This window comes from Vibrio pomeroyi (assembly GCA_041879425.1).
Classification (GTDB): Bacteria; Pseudomonadota; Gammaproteobacteria; order Enterobacterales; family Vibrionaceae; genus Vibrio; species Vibrio pomeroyi_A.
In genome coordinates this window covers 1502464-1519589 of the sequence record CP090855.1, presented here as the reverse complement: position 1 = coordinate 1519589, position 17126 = coordinate 1502464, and the positions used below count along the sequence as shown (strand labels likewise).

Sequence of the window (17126 nt, the reverse complement as noted above, 5' to 3'; positions counted from 1 at the left end):
ACGTCAAGTTAGCTCCTAACTCTAGAGCCCTCCCCCCCTAAGGGCTCTATTTTTCTCTTCTCTATGAGCTCGTTACATGCTCTTCAGTCCCCACTTTTCAGCGGTTTGCTTGAAGAAACCTTGCGTCTTCTTCAATTCAACCCAGTGGTTAATGTAGTTAATCCAAACCTGATCATCTTGTGGTAGTAGCATCGCAATTGGAGTTGGTTTACGTGGCTCTTTCACCGGAACTATCGCGAGTTGTTTAAACTTCTCTACTAAGGTTGCAGCCTCTACGTTTGAAGTCACAGAGACATCAGCGCGGCGAGCTAAAAGCTCTTGGAAATCCCGTGCCGGCGCTTCAATCACGATGTGTTGTGCCGATGGGAAGAAGTCCTTCACCATTTTTTCTTGTACGGTGCCGAGCGTGGCGGCAACTTTGATTTCTGCTTTGTCAAAGTCACTCCAATCAGAGAACTTCTCTATGTCTTTCTTTTGCACTACAGGGACAAAAGCCAGATAGAAATAGGGGTGGCTGTACCCAGCGACTTTTGCTCGAGACATGTTGAGCGATGCGCTGCCAGTCACGTCGTATTTGTTGGCTGTGATGCCATTCACCAAGGTTTTCCAGTCTGTTGCGACGTATTCCACTTTAACGCCTAGGTCCTTAGCCAACTCAGTCGTGACATCGATATCAAAGCCGCGGTAGCTATTGGTCGCTGGATCCTTCATTGTCATTGGGTTCCAATCCCCCGTTGTACCAACGCGAAGAACTCCCGCATCCAGTATCTCCTGCAAACGACTTTGTGCATGTGCAATTTGTGTAAAAGCAAGTAAGCACATTCCTAATGCAATTAAGCTTTTCTTCATTTTATATTCCTTCAAAGAATGCTGATTTCTAAGTGATGAATGTAGATATTCTTCTTAATTATTAACCATTAAACAGATTTGGTTGTTAACATGGCAATAACAAATGGAGTTTTTGGGAGTAAATGTGAACTATCGTCACTTATCGCTAGTTTCTCTGCTGTTTCTGACAGGATGTTCAGACTACCAATGGGGATGGTATGTACTCGACCCGTCGACGGAGCAGGGGCGAACTAACATTCAGTTTTTGATAGCTGGTTTTAGCGAGACTATTAAGGTTTCGTTGCTAAGCATGTTTTTTGCTATGGCTCTGGGTCTATTGGTCGCCTTTCCAGCGCTTTCCAATTCTCCAATACTCAAGGGGATTAATCGACTTTACGTAGAGGTGATGCGTTCTATCCCTGTGTTGGTGTTGCTATTGTGGGTGTATTACGGAATGCCGACATTACTCGATGTCTCTTTGAACCACTTCTGGGCAGGGGTAATATCATTGACCATTGCCGAGAGCGCCTTTATGGCAGAAGTGTTCCGTGGGGGGATTCAAGCGATTAATCGTGGCCAACATGAAGCGGCCGAATCCTTGGGATTGACCTATTGGCAAAAAATGCGATTGGTTATCCTACCGCAGGCATTCCGTCAGATACTGCCGCCCTTGGGCAATCAGTTTGTTTATATCCTCAAGATGAGTTCTCTAGTGAGTGTGATTGGTTTGAGTGATTTAACAAGGCGAGCAAATGAGCTGGTGGTGAACGAATATTTACCTTTAGAGATCTATACGTTTCTGGTTTTGGAGTACCTTGTTCTTATTTTGGTCGTATCGCAAGCGGTTCGTTGGCTAGAAAAAAGGATTGCGATTCCGAGCCATTAAATGGTTCTAACCCCCAAGAGCGTTTAGCTATCTCCAACAAAAAAGCCTCGAGAACAGTCCCGAGCTCCTGTTGATACTCCCCCCTAAGAAAAATCCCCACTCATCTGAGCGGGGATTTCTTTATTTTGACTATTCACACGTCGACTTATTCAGTCAATGCATCTTCTGTCTCTAAATCAAACAGGTGACACTGAGAGGTATTGAAATGAAGCATTGTCTCCTGTCCGCTTTCCGCCGTTCGGTCTGCATCGAAAGGGACACGAGCCACCAGCTTGTCTGCTCCGAGTTTGAAATAGAGATACAGCTCGTTACCCATCGACTCGACCACATCAAGCCTGTGCGTTTGGGTATTCACTTCCGACAGCGGCGCATCGTGATTAGCCAGTTGAATGTGTTCTGGACGAACACCGAACCACACCCACTCACCCAATTTTTCACGAGCGATAATCTGCTTGTCTTGTGGCAGCGTCCAACGAGTACCACTTTCAGAGACCACGTTCATCACACCGTCAATCTCATCCAACCTTACCTTGAGAAGATTCATCGCTGGCGAACCAATAAAGCCCGCGACAAACTTGTTTGCTGGGTATTGATAAAGGTTCATTGGCGTATCGACCTGCATGATCTCACCTTGATTCAACACACAGATGCGGTCACCAAGAGTCATGGCTTCCACCTGATCGTGTGTCACGTAGATCATGGTGGCGTTTTGCCCTTCTTGCTTCAGGTTATTATGCAGCTGCGCAATGCTGACACGAGTTGAAACACGCAGCTTTGCATCCAAGTTAGACAGAGGCTCATCAAACAAGAACACATCAGGCTTGCGCACCATCGCACGGCCAAGCGCCACACGCTGCCTTTGACCACCGGACATTTCACCTGGCTTATTATTTAGCAGATGTTCGATATCGAGAGTCTTGGCTGCATCTTCAATACGTTCATTGATTTCATGCTTTGGCAGCTTTTGTTGCTTCAGACCAAAAGCCATGTTTTCGTACACCGACATGTGCGGATAAAGCGCGTAGTTCTGAAACACCATCGAGATACCACGATCTTTAGGTGGCAATTCGTTTACACGCTTATCGCCAATGTAGACATCGCCTTCTGAGATATCTTCAAGGCCTGCGATCATACGAAGAGTGGTGGATTTTGCGCAGCCAGACGGCCCAACAAACACCATAAACTCACCTTCGCGAATATTCAGATCGACACCGTGTACGGCCTTAAAACCATTTGGGTAGGTTTTTTCTACCCCTCTCAGTGTGACTTCAGCCATAACCTGTCCTTAAATCAATTCGTTAAATACTATCTTTGCAATCTGTCGTGGACGTTTTAGCCACGTTCTTGCAGTTGGTTGAGCTCAAAATGGGCGACCGATGCGATAACCAGATCCGCCACTGGCTCTAACTCGCTGTGTTGCGCCGTGCCAGTCAGTACGCCAACATTACTTGCGCCTGCATTACGGCCAAACTCCATATCTGAAACCGTGTCACCAAACATGATCACTTCATGAGGCTCAATGCCGCACTTTTCACAGAATGCATTAAGCAGTGCTGGCGCTGGTTTAGGTTCGATATCGCCATCGGAGTAACCAACATAATCGAACATTCCGCTCAAGCCAGATTGCTCTAGTGTGTAAATGGTCGAGTCTTTGGTATCCGCAGTCGCGATGCCTAAAATCATGCCTTGCTGCTTAAACAGACCGAGCTTTTCGGTCACACCCGGTAGGGCTTCAATCCAGCTTGGGTTCTCTTCCACTTCGTCATTGAAAGCTACTTTGGTCACCTTAGTAAACTCTGTAAGCGAGACATTAGGTTGCAGCATGTTGAACCACGCTGTCGCGGTATCTTCCACTGGGTTTGAGGCTAATAGTCCATAGTTATCAACCACATCACCTTCAACACCGATGGCCAAGAGTAACTCAGCAGGTGTGACAGTTTGATTACCTTGGTGTTGGTCACTGTAAGATTTCACACGTTTACAAGCACCACGAGAAACGTTAAGCCACATCTTGTGGAATTCTAACAATGTGCCGTCTTTATCAAATAACATCGCCTTAAACTTCATCACGGCTCATTCGCTCCATTAGTTCTCCCCAAGTACGCACTAAGGGTTGGTTAAATTCTGGTTGTTTGCCGTCGAATACGGCGTTGATGCAGCCTTCAAATTCGTGCTCGTTAGATGAAGGTTGAGTACTGTTCATTAGTGCTGAAGAAAGCTCCCCACGACGAATATCAACACGGCACCAACGGTAGCCCTCATCAATATGAATACTTTGCAGCTCATCACTCAAAGCCACTCGGTCGACAATCTCGCCATCTACCACGCACTCTGCGTAGTAAGGGGTTTCTGAGTCAGAGACCGAAATTCGGTATGTTAGTGGTTGGCCTTGAGAGTCGTTGCCCGGTAGCAAATCACCTAAGTTGATATCAAACTTCAAGCCGCAACGGCGCTCTAAATACACCTGACCATTACGCAAACCAGACAAGATCCCTTCGCCACTCAAACCATGGCTGTAAACGAATGTTGATGGGTCACCGTAGATAGAAGGCTCGTCCGATTTTGGATTGCGTTCATGAGGTTCAAGGTGTGAATCGCTGCCGCCAATCGCGGTAATCCTCTGACCGCAATTCCACATTTCATTGAGAACCAATAACGCCTCTTCGGTCGCTTTCGGTGAAGTCGACCAAGTTGGGTCACAACACACTTCAAACGTAGATACTTGGCTGAGATCCACTTGATCGTAATGCCAGTGCCACGGCTTCATCATCGGATGATTAATGCCAAGGGAACTGTGTCCGCCATTGTGTCCACTTCTAGCTAAGCTTAATCCCGCTTCCATGGTTGCTTGGCTGCTATGTTCAACGTCTCTAAGGTCCAAAGACTTAACCGGGCCATGGACATTGAAGTGCCCGAGATCGGTCGTGACTTCTAACGCCGGTAAGAACAAACACTGTTTAGATACGGGCAACTTAGGCTGGCAAATGTTGTGCTCAGTGAAGAAGAAGAAATCGAGCCCTTGTGATTCAACAATATCTTTAGCCGCTGCCAAGGTATTGTGACCATCAGAAAGCTGAGTGTGAGCGTGTAAATCACCACGATACCAACGAGAATCAGAACTCAGCATGTGGCTGTAATCAAACTCGATATCGTGTTCGCTTGTCACCGTTGGGTTCAGTTCTAACTCAACATCGTTATTAACTAACTCATCAGAACAAAGCACATCGACTTGATACTGCATCGCACGCTCGGTGCGAAACTCACCTTCCAGGTTATAAAGTTCTAAGAACCACTCGCCCGATGGAATCGCACCATCAATCGCGCCTAGGCCAGAATTTTGCAGTTGGATAGTGAGTGACTTGTGCGCTTTTTCAAACAGCACTTTGCCACGAAATGCTTGGTTGGCATCATACGCCGCTGCGTACAAGAATCCTTTTTTCACCGTTGTGCCGGTAATCGTTACGCTGTGAGAACCTGCTGGCACATCAAAGGGGATACGTACTCTGCCAAACGGCAGCTCACCTTGAAATTGGGTCATTGTCTTCACCAAATTCGTCCTAATTGAAGGACTGGGTCAAAAAGAGGCCCACCCGAATAGATGGGCCTTTATGCATGTAAAGATAATTTAAATCACTTTACAGATTAAGAACGATTCGCTCGGTCTAGAGCACGTTGCGCTTTCTTAGCCGCTTGTTTTAGCGCTTTGTCAGCAGGCATGTTTTGGATTTGAATCTGGTCCGCAGCTACCTTAAGCGCATCCATGATCTTACCGTTGGTAGGGTCTAGGAAGTCTTTGGTCGCCGTGTTCGCTTGCTTCAGCGGGATCAGAGCTTGTGGGTTATCTTTAGTGAACGCTTGGTATTCTGGTACTGCAGAAACGCTGTTACGCACAGGGATGTAGCCCGTAAACATTGACCATGCCGCCGTGTTCTTCGCGTTGGTGTAGAACTCAACAAACTCGAATGCACCTTTAGCCGCTGCGTCATCTGTGCCTTTTGGCATCACGTAAACCAACGCACCCGCTTGTGGCGCAGAAGGGTTTGAGCCCCAACCCGGTTGTGTGGTTGCAGAAAGCTTAGTGAAGTCCAAATCACCTTGGTCACCCGATGAACCGGTATAGCCAAGCGCGTTGTCTTTCATCACGTCATCAATGGTTTTGTACCAGTATTCCCAACCTTGACCACCGTAGTGAATACGCATGATTTGATCATCGTGGATCCACTTACGGAAGCTATCCCACACCTCAACCCATTCAGCTGAGTCGATTAGCACTGTTTTACCGTCATCACTGATGATCTTAGCGCCATTAGAGAAAGCCGCGTCAATCATGTTGTCTTGACCCCACATCGGCTCCCAACCGTAGAAGGTCACGTTACCTTTCTCGTCACGCTGTGTGACTTTCTCAGCAACCTTAGCCACACCTTGCCATGTGTTTAGGTCTTGCTCGGTAAAGCCGTTATCTGCCAACACCTGCTTGTTGTAGTAGAACACTTGAGTTGTGCCGTAAGCAGGTAGGCCGATGATGGTGCCATCGTCTGCCGTCACTTGATCTTTAAACGCACCGATGAAATCAGAGAAGTTAAATTCTTCATCCATGAACGGCGTTAGGTCACGGCTCAAACCACGTCCGTGCATCGCTTCCGCACGGCCTGAATCTAGCAGCACAAGTTCAGGTGCTGTTTTCGACGCTAAACCAGCTTGCAGCTTCTGGTAGGTTTCCGTGTAGTTACCTTGCAATGCAGGCTTCACCACATACTCATCTTGGCTCGCGTTGAACTCTTCGATGAGCTTAGTCATCATTTGCTGTGGCTTAGTACCACCGGAATACCAAAAGTTAACTTCGGTTGCGGCAAGAACACTGCTAGAGAACATAGACGCGCTTGCTGCGCCAGCACACACTAGTGCGAGAGTTTTTAATTTCATTTCCGTTTACTCTTTTACGCCGTTATCGGCGATACCTGAAAGAATCGTCTTTTGACAAATGACGAATAGAATTAACAAAGGCAATACTGCAATGGTGCTCGCCGCCATGATTTGCGACCAGTTCAACCCATAGTTACCTTCGGCAATAAAGTAGTGACGAATACCAGTAGCGATCAGATTTAAATCCTGAGTTGTTATCACTAGGCTCGGCCACATGTAGCTGTTGTAATTGGTAATAAAAGTGATGAGGAACAGTGTTGCGACTGCTGCTCGGCATTGCGGTAAGATGATTGCCCATAAGATCTTGAGCTCACCTGCACCATCAATTCGTGCCGCTTCAATCAGCGACGGATGCACCTTGATAAACACTTGGCGTAGATAGAACACACCGAAAACCGACGCCGCGTTCGACGCGACTAATCCCATGTGTGAATCCAACAAACCCAGTTTCGCCAAGGTGATGTAAGACGGAATGTAAGTCACTGCGCCCGGCAGCATGTAACAACCCATCACGACGAAATAGAGCACCGTCTTCGAACGAAACTTCAGCTGAGTCAACGCATAAGCAAACATCGCGGAATTCACAATCACCAATAGAGTCGTGAACAAAGCCACGCTAAAGCTGTTGAAGATGTACAAGCCAAACGGCGCACTGTGAAAAGTTTCGACAAAGGTTTCCCAACGGAACTGTTCTGGAATCAAGTCCAGCGGGTTAGCAAAGATCTCATCGTTGCTTTTCAGCGACCCAGACAGCATCCATAAGAACGGGAACACCATTATGGTTCCGCACGTTGCCAAGAATAGGTGCTTCGCCAGTGCGAGAAACGAACGGCGATCCACTGAGGCTTTCTTTGACACAACCTCTGATTTGGTCGCTTTGGTTTGGGCTCTAACTTTGGCTTTAGCTACTCTTTGATTTAATACTTGGTTAGCATCCAATACTTGCGTGGTCATAATTCTGTCCTTTCAAAAATCGACTAGTAGTACACCCAGCGCTTGCCGATGTAGGTATTAATAAGTGCCAACAATCCAGTAATCAGGAATATCACTAACGATGTCGCGGCCGCAGGTCCCATTTCGTAACGTTCGAACGCTTGTTGGTAGAACAAGTACAACAAGGTACGTGTCTCACCACCCGGCCCGCCCTGCGTTAGGATCTGGAACTGATCGAACGCCTGCATTGCCGTGATAATGTTGACCACCACCAAGAAAAATGTGGTGGGTGAAATCAGCGGCAGAGTTATCTTCAAAAAGCGCGTTAAGCTGCTGCATCCATCAATCAAAGACGCCTCATACAGTGACTCTGGGATCTTGTTGAGCGCACTGATGTAAAACAGCATCGTCCAACCAATCGCCTGCCAAACCGTCACGATAATTACCGCAATTAAGGCTGTGTTACCGTTTTCTAACCATGGAATCGCGCTAAACCCTGCCGACTCCAGTAAGTGGTTTGCCAAGCCTGATTTGGTCTCAAATACCCAAGACCACACAATCGACACCGCGACTGTGGGTGTAATCCAAGGTGAGAAGATCACCGCACGGTAAAATTGACTGCCCTTGAAGTTTTTGTGCAGCAACATCGCAAACACAAGGCCAAGAATGATGGTTGGAATGACCACACCAACAGAGAACCAAAACGTGTTGAGCATCGCTTGGATGAACTCGTAATCCTCAACCATGTACTCGTAGTTTTCTAGGCCGATAAACGAGTAATCTGGCGAGATGTAATCCCAATCAGTGAAGCTGATATAAATCGAATAACCAAATGGTACGAGCCAAAAAGTAAACAGTGGCACCAACAACGGTGCAGTAAATAGCAGTACCTTTAAGCGGTTTTTCATTGGTTCTGAGAAAGCACTCATGGTGACCTCGTCCTTATTTGTATGCGGTTAAATTAAGGGGTTTGTGTGACAGGTTAGTAAGAGCGTCCTTCATTTTTTTTATGGCTACCCATTAGAAAATCTTTCTTCCAGTTCACCGTCTTCCATCTGGTGATAAAGCCAATCACAAAAGAAATTCACCTTGGCACTGCGTCGGTGTTTAGTTATCAAATAGTGGGCAGATTCGGCAGGCATCGAAGATTCCGTCGCCAGAACAAGATCGTTTTTCTCCAACAGCTCAGACACCGCAAGCGAACGCACCAACAACACGCCAATCCCATGTTTGACCGCCTCTAATGCATGCAAAGAGTTACTCACTTCGAGCAGCACCTTCGGTAAAGTCATCTCGAATTGGTTGTGACTCAGCCATTGCAACCAGTTCTCTCGGTAGCCTTTTACTTGCACGGTCGGCAGAGCAGAAAAATCATGCTCAACCAAGGAGTCTTTATATTGGTTCTTAAATTCTGGGCTACACACCAACTGCCAATGCTCTTGAAACAGTCGCTCACTATGGGTGTCTTCACTTTCAACTTTGCCGTTGGTCAGTTCGATATCGACATTCTGACAAGGGTTGGTTGATGGCCAGTCCACCAGCTGAATATCGAGCCTGATAAAAGGGTATTTTTGATAAAAAGATGGCAGGCGAGGTAACAGCCAGTTATGGCAAAAGGTGTGATTCACGCGCAGGCTCAATACGTCGGTTTCTTTTTCCCCGAACAGGATTTGAGTCTGTAATTTCAGATGGGCCAATGAGCCCGCAACAATCGGTTGATAATGCTGGGCAGCCGACGTCAGCTTTACGCCTTTGGAGCTGCGTTCAAACAGTGTGGTGTCGAGAAAGGTTTCTAAACTTTTAAGCTGCTGACTCACTGCAGCTTGCGTAACACAAAGCTCTCGCGCGGCAGCGCCAATAGAACCGAGGCGGGCAACAGCTTCGAACGCAACAAGGGCACGTAGAGGGGGTAACATGGCTTCACCTGATTGAAATAAAAGTGAAAAATACTTCAATCAGGTTTCAGTTTTTTGCGCTTACCGTTACAGATTAATGACGAAGGGACGTTGATCAGATATTTATGATCAACGTCCCTTTTCTCTATTTCATATTTTTAGCGGTGTGTCGTCGCGTGAATCAAACGCAATTACTCTTTGATGTAGAGATCCTTAGAGTAGATACGCCCTTCTACATTGTTCTTCGCAAAACCACCGACACTTGGTCGTACTAGACGAGCCTGCATGTAGTAGTAGATTGGCGCGATCGGCATGTCTTCTGCCAGTAACTGCTCTGCTTGGTCATAGAAACCTTGACGATCTTGCTCACTGGTAGCAGTTAAGGCGCTATCCATTGCTGCGTCGTACTTGTCGTTATTGTAACGAGCAAAGTTACCCGAAGAACCAGAGCGCAACAGGCTCAGGAAGGTCGATGCTTCGTTGTAATCACCACACCAAGAGGCGCGCATTACATCGAAATCACCTTGGCGACGTGACACCAAGTAAGACTTCCACTCTTGGTTTTCCAGTTCAACTTGTGCGCCTAGGTTACCCTTCAGCATTGACGCAATCGCCACTGCAATCGACTTATTCGACTCACTGGTGTTGTAAAGCAGTTTGAAGTCCAACGGATTAGACGCATCGTAGCCCGCTTCTTTCAATAGCTCCTTTGCTTTTTGGTCACGTTCCTTCTGAGTCCATGTGCTGTATTCAGGTTGTGTCGCATCAAAACCAGCCGTGTACTCATGAGCAAAGGTATAAGCCGGTAAGTTGCCGACCTGAGTAACACCGTTAGTGATAACGTCACGCATCATAGAATAAGAGACGGCTTTACGCACTCGCGCATCATCAAAAGGTGGTCGCGTAGTATTAAATGCGTAGTAGTAAGTACACAGCAGCGGCACGGTAGTAAACGCATCTTGGTATTTGCTTTTAAGCTGCTGCGCCATGTGTGTAGGTACGTCCGAGGTAATATCGACCTCGCCCACGGCATAACGGTTAATAGAGGCATTCTGATTCTCAAACGGAATATAAGTCACTTCGGTTAAGTGAGTATCTGAACTGTCCCAATATTTCGGGTTCTTCTTCAGTTCAATACGCTCGTTCACCACCCACTCGTCTAGCACAAATGCACCATTACCAACAAATTGCTTAGGATCGCTCCACGGCTTGTCGCTACTTTCTAGGGCTGCTTTATGCACTGGCATCATGGATGTGTGGCCCGTCATCGCCACAAAGTAAGGTACTTGGCTGTCGAGTTCAAAACGGACGGTGTGCTTATCAACAGCTGACACGCCTAGCTCTTCAATCGGCTTCCTACCTTCTGCCACATCAGCAATATTGTTGATTTTGGTGAGCTTCAGATACCACACATTTGGCGATGCTGTTTTAGGGTCAACCGCTCGTCGTATCGCATACACGAAATCATCGGCCGTCACCGGATCGCCATTCGACCATTGAGCGTCTTTACGCAGGTGGAATACAAACGTCTTGTTGTCTTCGGTTTCCCAAGCTTCCGCCACACCAGGGGTAATATTGCCATCGCGATCTTGAATCACTAAGCCTTCGAACAGGTCACGTAGAATGTGCATTTCTGGTAGGCCTTCAGCCTTTGCCGGGTCAAGTGTCGCCGCTTCCGCATCATTCGCGCGCACCAAGTGTTGCTGCTTTGCCAGAGTAGTTCCCGCTGGCAATGTGTCAGCAACGGCAGTTACTGAGATAAAATGGGTCAATAGAGATGAAATGAGTAACGCCGTTGAGTGTTTCTTAAAATCCATATGTTTTTGCTCTCCTAGCCTATCTTTGAAGCAAGTAATAAAATTAACAATGCGACTGTTGACGAGTTTTAATGCTTTCGTTTATCTAAGTAGTTTTTGTAATCGTTAATACTTGATAGTACTTGATCAATCAGGAGATAAAGGTGAGTTTAATTCCAAGAACGGAAAGAGCTGCATTTTCAATAAAGCCGCTACCATACGGAAAGTCGGTATTGGGCGCACCTTTGCTCTATTTCCCCTCGCAAGTAGAAAGCAAATCTCGAGGGCTAATCATAGCAGGCACACACGGTGATGAAACCGCGTCTATCGCAGGTTTGTCTTGTGCGCTAAGAAGCCTGCCTGCAGCCAACTTGCGACACGATGTGATCTTGTCGATGAACCCTGACGGCAACCAACTAGGCACTCGCGCCAATGCTAACCAAGTCGATCTAAACCGCGCCTTTCCGACTCAAAACTGGACAGAAAACGGCACCGTCTATCGCTGGAGTTCTCACACACCGGTCAGAGATGTAAAAGTGAAAACCGGCCAAGCCGATCAGCTTGAACCGGAAGTGCAGTCACTCATCAACCTCATTGAGCAGCGTAAGCCCAAATTCGTCATCTCTTTCCACGAACCACTCGCCATGGTCGACGACCCAACCCAATCGGAACTCGCCACTTGGCTAGGCAAGCAGTTCAACCTGCCGATCGTCGAAGACGTAGACTACGAGACCCCAGGCTCATTCGGCACCTGGTGCCAAGAAAGAAACCTACCGTGTATTACCGTAGAACTGCCGCCCGTTTCTGCAGACTTCGCGATTGAAGAATATTTGGATGCATTTCTGGCGATGTTGGGGAAATGAGGAGAGTTAGAGCAACTCATTTTTGGACAATTCCGTGTCAGTGACTTTTCTAAATTAGCAATTCATGGATAACTACAGATATGGGAAATCACTCAATTTAGTGTTCTGTATTGATGGAGCAGATCACTTGTGCTTTTTCATAGACTCGTATAGGAATGAGTGATCGTGGTTTCTAATTTAGCGATTGGCGGATTATCTGAGGTCTGAGCAATCTCTAAATCACAGGCCCAATTCACCGTACCACTTCAGTTATGAGCTAAGCTCTTAGCTTCTTTTGTGTCTAAAGTCATCACCATGTTGAAAAGCTCCTCAAAATATCTATGTTTAATAGACGATATTAATTTGTAAGGATTATTTTTAGTATGAGTACAACTCCTATCAACATTCTGTTTGTTTGCGTTAAAAAAGGCGTAAGAGCGGCTATCGCTAAAGCAATTGTAGAGCAGCAGTCTAATGGGATGGTACAAGCAACTTGCTCAGGGTTTGAGACTGGAGGAACACCCCAAGCTATCTTAGACGAATTGTCTAACTTACTTTGTGTACCTATACAGACCGAAAGCAAAACTGTTTTTGAATACAAAAAGACAAAAGAAAACTTCGATTACGTGATTACGCTATGTGACCAAATAAGTATTGAGCAGTGTAATTTGTTTGTTGAATGCGTAAACGTGGTTTATTCACACATACCCAAAAAGCTTCGCTGGAATATCCCCAACCTTGGAGCCGCCCTAGAATTATCAGGGAATGACAGAACCATGTTTGTAAAAGAGGTCGTAGACCAAATAACCTTTGAAGTGTCGCAACTCGTTGTAAAAACTCAACTAAAAAGCTGAACTACTTCTCATGTAAGGCTACACCTTAAGCTGCTGAAGCAACAATAAGGCTAGTGCAAATTAAGTGAAGATGTTACTTATCTCAGTTACAAAAGGCGCATAGGACTATTATCACTCAACGCGTTCTTTCTGCCATCACGGTTCCGTACCTCACTCTCACTGCACGTGTTAAAAACTAAGAAGTAGTAGTCACTGTTCTATCAATCTTTGGGCACTGACTTTTCAGAGTCCTAGAAAAGCCTAATGAGTATTCCTTGAACCTTAGAGCACCTCCTAGCTTAACGCCAAGGTATAGAATAATGCTTCGCTTAACAGAGTGTTAAATCCCGTGATAACAGAGCCTTACCTTTTCAAAGTCACACTTTCGATGTCCACTAGAAAATAAACTATATTTTTTTACAATCTAGTCTACTGTTAAAAATAGAAGGGATTCTTCTAATAACGTCATCAATTGGCAATCAGAACACAGAGATTCTGTCGCCTAGGCTAGAAAAGGAAACACTATGGTTTTACAATCATGCCGCATCACTTTCACCAATCAAAATATCTTTATTTGTCAGTCAGTCGAGCATTCTCTCAGCCTTCTTGAGGCTGAAATTAACAATGGTATTTCAAAAGTTAGAATCGAAGCTAGTGATGGTTATGAGGTTCACTCCTATCATTTTGATTCGATTGAGGAGTCCATTGAAAGCCTCATGAACCTCTAAGGCGGCCGTGATAAATTAAGCACCTATATCAAGCTATAGGTTTATCCAAGTAAAATGAAGCTTAGTGAAGTGTCAGTCTGATTGACGAAGAGCGTACGAAATTGCACTAGTCTGACTGGGCGTTACAACTTTGTCCTTGCACATAATGCTACCCATAATTGACACTATATAGTTTTTAGACATCACATGAATTGTATTTTGGGAAATTCAAGTTATCTAAAAACGCTAGCATGTTGCCGAAACTAATAACGGGGCAAAAATAAGCTAGAGCCTATAGGCTAGATTGCTCGTTTTGGGTTAGTAAATGTATGTAAACCTCATTACATAAAAACGAACCTAATTCAGGTAAGCTCTTTGCAACTATATGCCACGATTCGAAAAGTAACGCGTGGGTGAATCGCCATAGACCCGACGAAACATTGCGATAAAGTTACTGGGCGTCGAATAACCCAAAACATATGCGACGTCTCCCACTGATTCTCCGCGCGCCATCATTTCTAACGAATGTATTAGTAGTATTTGTTGCCGCCATTCACTAAAACTCATGTTTAACTCACTTCGAATCAATCGTCTTAACGTCCGAGATGACATTGCCCCGATATTTGCCCAATGCTCAACAGAGTGTTTGCTGTTTGGATCAATTAAAATTGCTTGAGTGACTTTTTGTAATCTAGGGTCTTTGGGCAATGGGATGTAGAGTGACTCATGAGGGCTACCGACGATTTCATCAGATATTACGGAAAGAATACGTAAACACTGTGTAGGTAGCTCGTCTGTTTTGTTCCATCTCGATGCCCTAATCGAAAGGACTTTCAAGACATCGCTCATTTGGATTACACAAGGCCTTATTGGAAACTGCTCACAGCTCTCTGGAGTGAACAGTAATGAACGACCTTTCAGAGGACCACAAAAATAAACACTGTGCATCGCACCTGGGGGGATCCAACCAGCTCGGTGAGGTGGTAGTATCCACGCTCCTTCATCGGTTTTTACCTGTATTAGCCCTTCATCTATACAAAGTAGCTGGCCTCGATGATGATTGTGCCAATTATGCGGCCGTTGAGCCAAATGATTGACGTTACTCCTTTCATGCTGCCACTCCTTAGCGATCAGCGCGGCTCCATTTTTCCATTCACTGTAATCAGAGTTTGTCATTTGATTTAATTCCATTTTGGCCACTACTCATTATTTTCTGTCTTATTAACGTTACCATAACAAGTTAGCGTTCGAGTAACATTTTAACAACGACCATTTTTATCGAAGGCAGAACCATCATGAACGAACCTATCTTTATTATCTATTACATTACAGCAGGCTTGGGCATTGGCTTTCTCGCTGGACTCGTTGGTGTGGGTGGGGGTGGAATGGCCGTCCCTATTTTTGCATTTCTGTTTTCACTACAGGGAATAGCTGATACAGAAGTGGTACATCTTGCGTTAGGGACATCGATGGCTTCGATGATTATTACAACATTGGGCAGCATGCGTGCTCACTACAAAAAAGAGAATGTAGAGCCAACAATGGTAGTAAAAATGTTGAGCGGAGTTCTAGTCGGAACATTTTGCGCCACATTCGCAGCATCGTATCTACAGGGAGTTTATCTGGCAGGTTTTTTCAGCGTATTCATGTTGTATGTAGCTTATAAGATGTTTCTTAACACTGAAAATGAGTACAATCCAAATCCACATGGGACTATCGGTAATATCACTGTAGGCTCTGTGATTGGCTCTGTATCAGCACTTGTCTCTATAAGCGGTGCGGGCTTGATCATCCCTTATCTTGTCCAGCAAAATTTTGAGGTCAAACGTGCTATTGGCACATCCGCTGCGATAGGTTTCCCTATCGCACTATCTGGAAGCCTCGGATACATGTTAAACGGATGGGAAAATACAGATTGGAGCAACTTAGTATTAGGATACATATACCTTCCTGCAATGATCAGCTTCTCCATTAGCAGCTACTTAACTACTAGCCTCGGAGTGCGTTGCGCAGAGTATTTCCCAAACAAAGTTCTTAAGAGGATCGTTGGTATTTTGTGTGTTCTTCTAAGTTTCAAAATGTTAGTACAGGTACTTAATTAGGGTAAATAACATTGTCATCAGTAAGTCTTGTAATATGATATGGAGACAACCTTGCTGTTGCCCACCTATTATATATTTGATGATTATCCGTGTTCTGCTTAAAAGTGTAACTAATTTTGGTGTAGCGACAAGCCAGCAAAACATACTCCTCGCTTTGCTGGCCCAAGCAGACAATGTGTAAGAAAGCTCCGCATGGTTGTTATTCTTATGGCTTTGTTAACCTAGCCAGAATTACATCCAAAATTTGCTGGTGATTGTCCCTTCTAGAAACCTCGTCACGCTCCTGGCAAAGTACTTCTTCCCCTTCTGATGCAAGAATTTTAATGCCACGCTCAGTACATTCTGCAAACGCACTAAACTGAGTCGCACTGGGAATCTCTTGATATTTCACATTGGGAAGAGCAACGAGTGATTCGGCTGGTGTCAGTGCAGGATGTGGCCGTTCAGAAAGCGTCACCACAGTGATGACATTGTTCATCAAGGCCAGTGTTTCAGGAGCAAAGGTTTTCGTTAGCTCAGGGTTGATAACGACGACCGATTTCAGTTTGTTTTCAGACTGAAATCGGGGGAATTTTTGATCCGGGATGTTAGTAATATCAACGTTATTTTCACTTAACCAATGACAGTCCATATTGGTGGCGTTGTGACACGATGTTCGGTATTTTTCCGGGCTTATTTGGGCTCCGGAGAGTATCAGCATAGATGTGCCGCCCAGAAAAAAGCCGACACCCTGCACTTCTTCAGTATCTACGCCTCCGGACAGTATGCCGACCGAACTTAATTCGTTCAGCCCTAATATCAAATCACTGGTTCTGAATGTGATTTCATCAACAGCCATTTCTGCATTGATTTCGTTCGGTGCAGGAGGCTTAGGTATAATAACGATATAACCTTGTTGCGCTAGGCTTGAGGCTATCCAACCACTGTGGGAAAACGCTGACCGCGTTCCGCCCTGCGACAAAAGCACAACGGGAAATTTTCCACTTGCTAAAGGGGCATCTAACTGTGTTTCGATTGATTTGAAAATGTTCCCCCTACCAAACGTGAAGTTGGTTTTTTCGTTCGTCGTAGGATACCAGTAATAGACTTCTACAGGCTTGTCTCTGTCTTCACTAAATATTGCTTTGAATGTTAGCGCAGAATGGTATCTTGGTTCCTTCGCGCTAGCACTGACACATAAGGTACCGAGTAGACACAACATTATTATCTTGGTTTTCATTTTCCTTCCCTCTACCAGTCAAGATATTACTCTCTACGACATATAGAAAAATAATGTGCAGGAGATTATTTATTATTTTTTCCAAACATAACAATAAAGTTACTCGCGTCGAGTAACCAAAAGCAAGTGCTTGCTATGAACTGCGCTAACACACTCTTGTCG

16 protein-coding genes are annotated in these 17126 nt (G+C 45.5%); 5 read left to right on the top strand and 11 right to left on the bottom strand.

Annotation, left to right across the window (positions count from 1 at the left end; all coding sequences use genetic code 11):
• Window positions 1-72 precede the first annotated feature (72 nt).
• On the bottom strand, window positions 73-849 hold the full coding sequence (locus tag L0992_22600) for a transporter substrate-binding domain-containing protein (GenBank protein ID XGB69183.1): 777 nt from the start codon (window positions 847-849) through the stop codon (window positions 73-75).
• Between the two features lie 124 nt (window positions 850-973).
• Between L0992_22600 and L0992_22595 the strand changes: the two genes are divergently transcribed.
• Window positions 974-1714 (top strand): amino acid ABC transporter permease, encoded by a 741-nt coding sequence (locus L0992_22595; GenBank protein ID XGB69182.1) that lies wholly within the window; start codon window positions 974-976, stop codon window positions 1712-1714.
• Window positions 1715-1859: 145 nt separating this feature from the next.
• On the opposite strand, the gene ugpC is transcribed toward L0992_22595, so the two are convergent.
• From ugpC to L0992_22555, 8 genes are all read right to left on the bottom strand, one after another.
• Complete coding sequence (gene ugpC / locus L0992_22590) at window positions 1860-2990, bottom strand: sn-glycerol-3-phosphate ABC transporter ATP-binding protein UgpC (GenBank protein ID XGB69181.1); 1131 nt, start codon at window positions 2988-2990, stop codon at window positions 1860-1862.
• Window positions 2991-3046: 56 nt separating this feature from the next.
• Window positions 3047-3781 carry an HAD family hydrolase gene (locus L0992_22585; protein ID XGB70411.1) on the bottom strand — a complete coding sequence of 245 codons (735 nt, stop codon included), beginning with the start codon at window positions 3779-3781 and terminating at the stop codon, window positions 3047-3049.
• The gene (locus L0992_22580; GenBank protein ID XGB69180.1) at window positions 3771-5252 is read right to left on the bottom strand and encodes a CehA/McbA family metallohydrolase; all 1482 of its coding nucleotides are present in this window, start codon (window positions 5250-5252) and stop codon (window positions 3771-3773) included. The genes L0992_22585 and L0992_22580 overlap by 11 nt, the downstream gene beginning before the upstream one ends.
• A gap of 104 nt (window positions 5253-5356) precedes the next feature.
• Window positions 5357-6637, bottom strand: a complete 1281-nt coding sequence (locus L0992_22575) for an extracellular solute-binding protein (GenBank protein XGB69179.1) — start codon at window positions 6635-6637, stop codon at window positions 5357-5359.
• Window positions 6638-6643: 6 nt separating this feature from the next.
• The gene (locus L0992_22570; protein ID XGB69178.1) at window positions 6644-7591 is read right to left on the bottom strand and encodes a carbohydrate ABC transporter permease; all 948 of its coding nucleotides are present in this window, start codon (window positions 7589-7591) and stop codon (window positions 6644-6646) included.
• 23 nt (window positions 7592-7614) lie between these two features.
• Window positions 7615-8499: a sugar ABC transporter permease gene (locus L0992_22565; protein ID XGB69177.1), complete on the bottom strand. Its 885-nt coding sequence runs from the start codon at window positions 8497-8499 to the stop codon at window positions 7615-7617.
• 84 nt (window positions 8500-8583) lie between these two features.
• Window positions 8584-9486, bottom strand: coding sequence for a LysR substrate-binding domain-containing protein (locus tag L0992_22560; GenBank protein ID XGB69176.1), 903 nt, complete (start codon window positions 9484-9486; stop codon window positions 8584-8586).
• A gap of 170 nt (window positions 9487-9656) precedes the next feature.
• Window positions 9657-11282 carry an ABC transporter substrate-binding protein gene (locus L0992_22555; GenBank protein XGB69175.1) on the bottom strand — a complete coding sequence of 542 codons (1626 nt, stop codon included), beginning with the start codon at window positions 11280-11282 and terminating at the stop codon, window positions 9657-9659.
• A 143-nt stretch (window positions 11283-11425) separates the two neighbouring features.
• Between L0992_22555 and mpaA the strand changes: the two genes are divergently transcribed.
• From mpaA to L0992_22540, 3 genes are all read left to right on the top strand, one after another.
• Window positions 11426-12124, top strand: coding sequence for a murein tripeptide amidase MpaA (mpaA, locus tag L0992_22550; protein ID XGB69174.1), 699 nt, complete (start codon window positions 11426-11428; stop codon window positions 12122-12124).
• 362 nt (window positions 12125-12486) lie between these two features.
• Window positions 12487-12957: a hypothetical protein gene (locus tag L0992_22545; GenBank protein XGB69173.1), complete on the top strand. Its 471-nt coding sequence runs from the start codon at window positions 12487-12489 to the stop codon at window positions 12955-12957.
• Between the two features lie 503 nt (window positions 12958-13460).
• Entirely contained in the window at window positions 13461-13664 is a 204-nt protein-coding gene (locus tag L0992_22540) for a hypothetical protein (protein XGB69172.1), read from the top strand.
• A 360-nt stretch (window positions 13665-14024) separates the two neighbouring features.
• Here the strand turns inward: L0992_22540 and L0992_22535 are convergent, their stop codons facing one another.
• Window positions 14025-14834 (bottom strand): helix-turn-helix transcriptional regulator, encoded by an 810-nt coding sequence (locus L0992_22535; GenBank protein XGB69171.1) that lies wholly within the window; start codon window positions 14832-14834, stop codon window positions 14025-14027.
• A 104-nt stretch (window positions 14835-14938) separates the two neighbouring features.
• On the opposite strand from L0992_22535, the gene L0992_22530 reads away from it, so the two are divergent.
• Entirely contained in the window at window positions 14939-15745 is an 807-nt protein-coding gene (locus L0992_22530) for a sulfite exporter TauE/SafE family protein (protein XGB69170.1), read from the top strand.
• A 205-nt stretch (window positions 15746-15950) separates the two neighbouring features.
• Here L0992_22530 and L0992_22525 read toward each other — a convergent pair whose 3' ends face one another.
• Complete coding sequence (locus L0992_22525; GenBank protein XGB69169.1) at window positions 15951-16964, bottom strand: hypothetical protein; 1014 nt, start codon at window positions 16962-16964, stop codon at window positions 15951-15953.
• Between the last annotated feature and the right edge of the window lie 162 nt (window positions 16965-17126).

What these genes read in the sequence shown, in the direction of transcription:
- L0992_22600 (XGB69183.1), bottom strand. Translation starts at nt 849, where the DNA reads ATGAAGAAAAGCTTAATTGCATTAGGAATGTGCTTACTTGCTTTTACA.
- ugpC (XGB69181.1), bottom strand. Translation starts at nt 2,990, where the DNA reads ATGGCTGAAGTCACACTGAGAGGGGTAGAAAAAACCTACCCAAATGGT.
- L0992_22585 (XGB70411.1), bottom strand. Translation starts at nt 3,781, where the DNA reads ATGAAGTTTAAGGCGATGTTATTTGATAAAGACGGCACATTGTTAGAA.
- L0992_22580 (XGB69180.1), bottom strand. Translation starts at nt 5,252, where the DNA reads ATGACCCAATTTCAAGGTGAGCTGCCGTTTGGCAGAGTACGTATCCCC.
- L0992_22575 (XGB69179.1), bottom strand. Translation starts at nt 6,637, where the DNA reads ATGAAATTAAAAACTCTCGCACTAGTGTGTGCTGGCGCAGCAAGCGCG.
- L0992_22570 (XGB69178.1), bottom strand. Translation starts at nt 7,591, where the DNA reads ATGACCACGCAAGTATTGGATGCTAACCAAGTATTAAATCAAAGAGTA.
- L0992_22565 (XGB69177.1), bottom strand. Translation starts at nt 8,499, where the DNA reads ATGAGTGCTTTCTCAGAACCAATGAAAAACCGCTTAAAGGTACTGCTA.
- L0992_22560 (XGB69176.1), bottom strand. Translation starts at nt 9,486, where the DNA reads ATGTTACCCCCTCTACGTGCCCTTGTTGCGTTCGAAGCTGTTGCCCGC.
- L0992_22555 (XGB69175.1), bottom strand. Translation starts at nt 11,282, where the DNA reads ATGGATTTTAAGAAACACTCAACGGCGTTACTCATTTCATCTCTATTG.
- L0992_22545 (XGB69173.1), top strand. Translation starts at nt 12,487, where the DNA reads ATGAGTACAACTCCTATCAACATTCTGTTTGTTTGCGTTAAAAAAGGC.
- L0992_22540 (XGB69172.1), top strand. Translation starts at nt 13,461, where the DNA reads ATGGTTTTACAATCATGCCGCATCACTTTCACCAATCAAAATATCTTT.
- L0992_22535 (XGB69171.1), bottom strand. Translation starts at nt 14,834, where the DNA reads ATGGAATTAAATCAAATGACAAACTCTGATTACAGTGAATGGAAAAAT.
- L0992_22530 (XGB69170.1), top strand. Translation starts at nt 14,939, where the DNA reads ATGAACGAACCTATCTTTATTATCTATTACATTACAGCAGGCTTGGGC.
- L0992_22525 (XGB69169.1), bottom strand. Translation starts at nt 16,964, where the DNA reads ATGAAAACCAAGATAATAATGTTGTGTCTACTCGGTACCTTATGTGTC.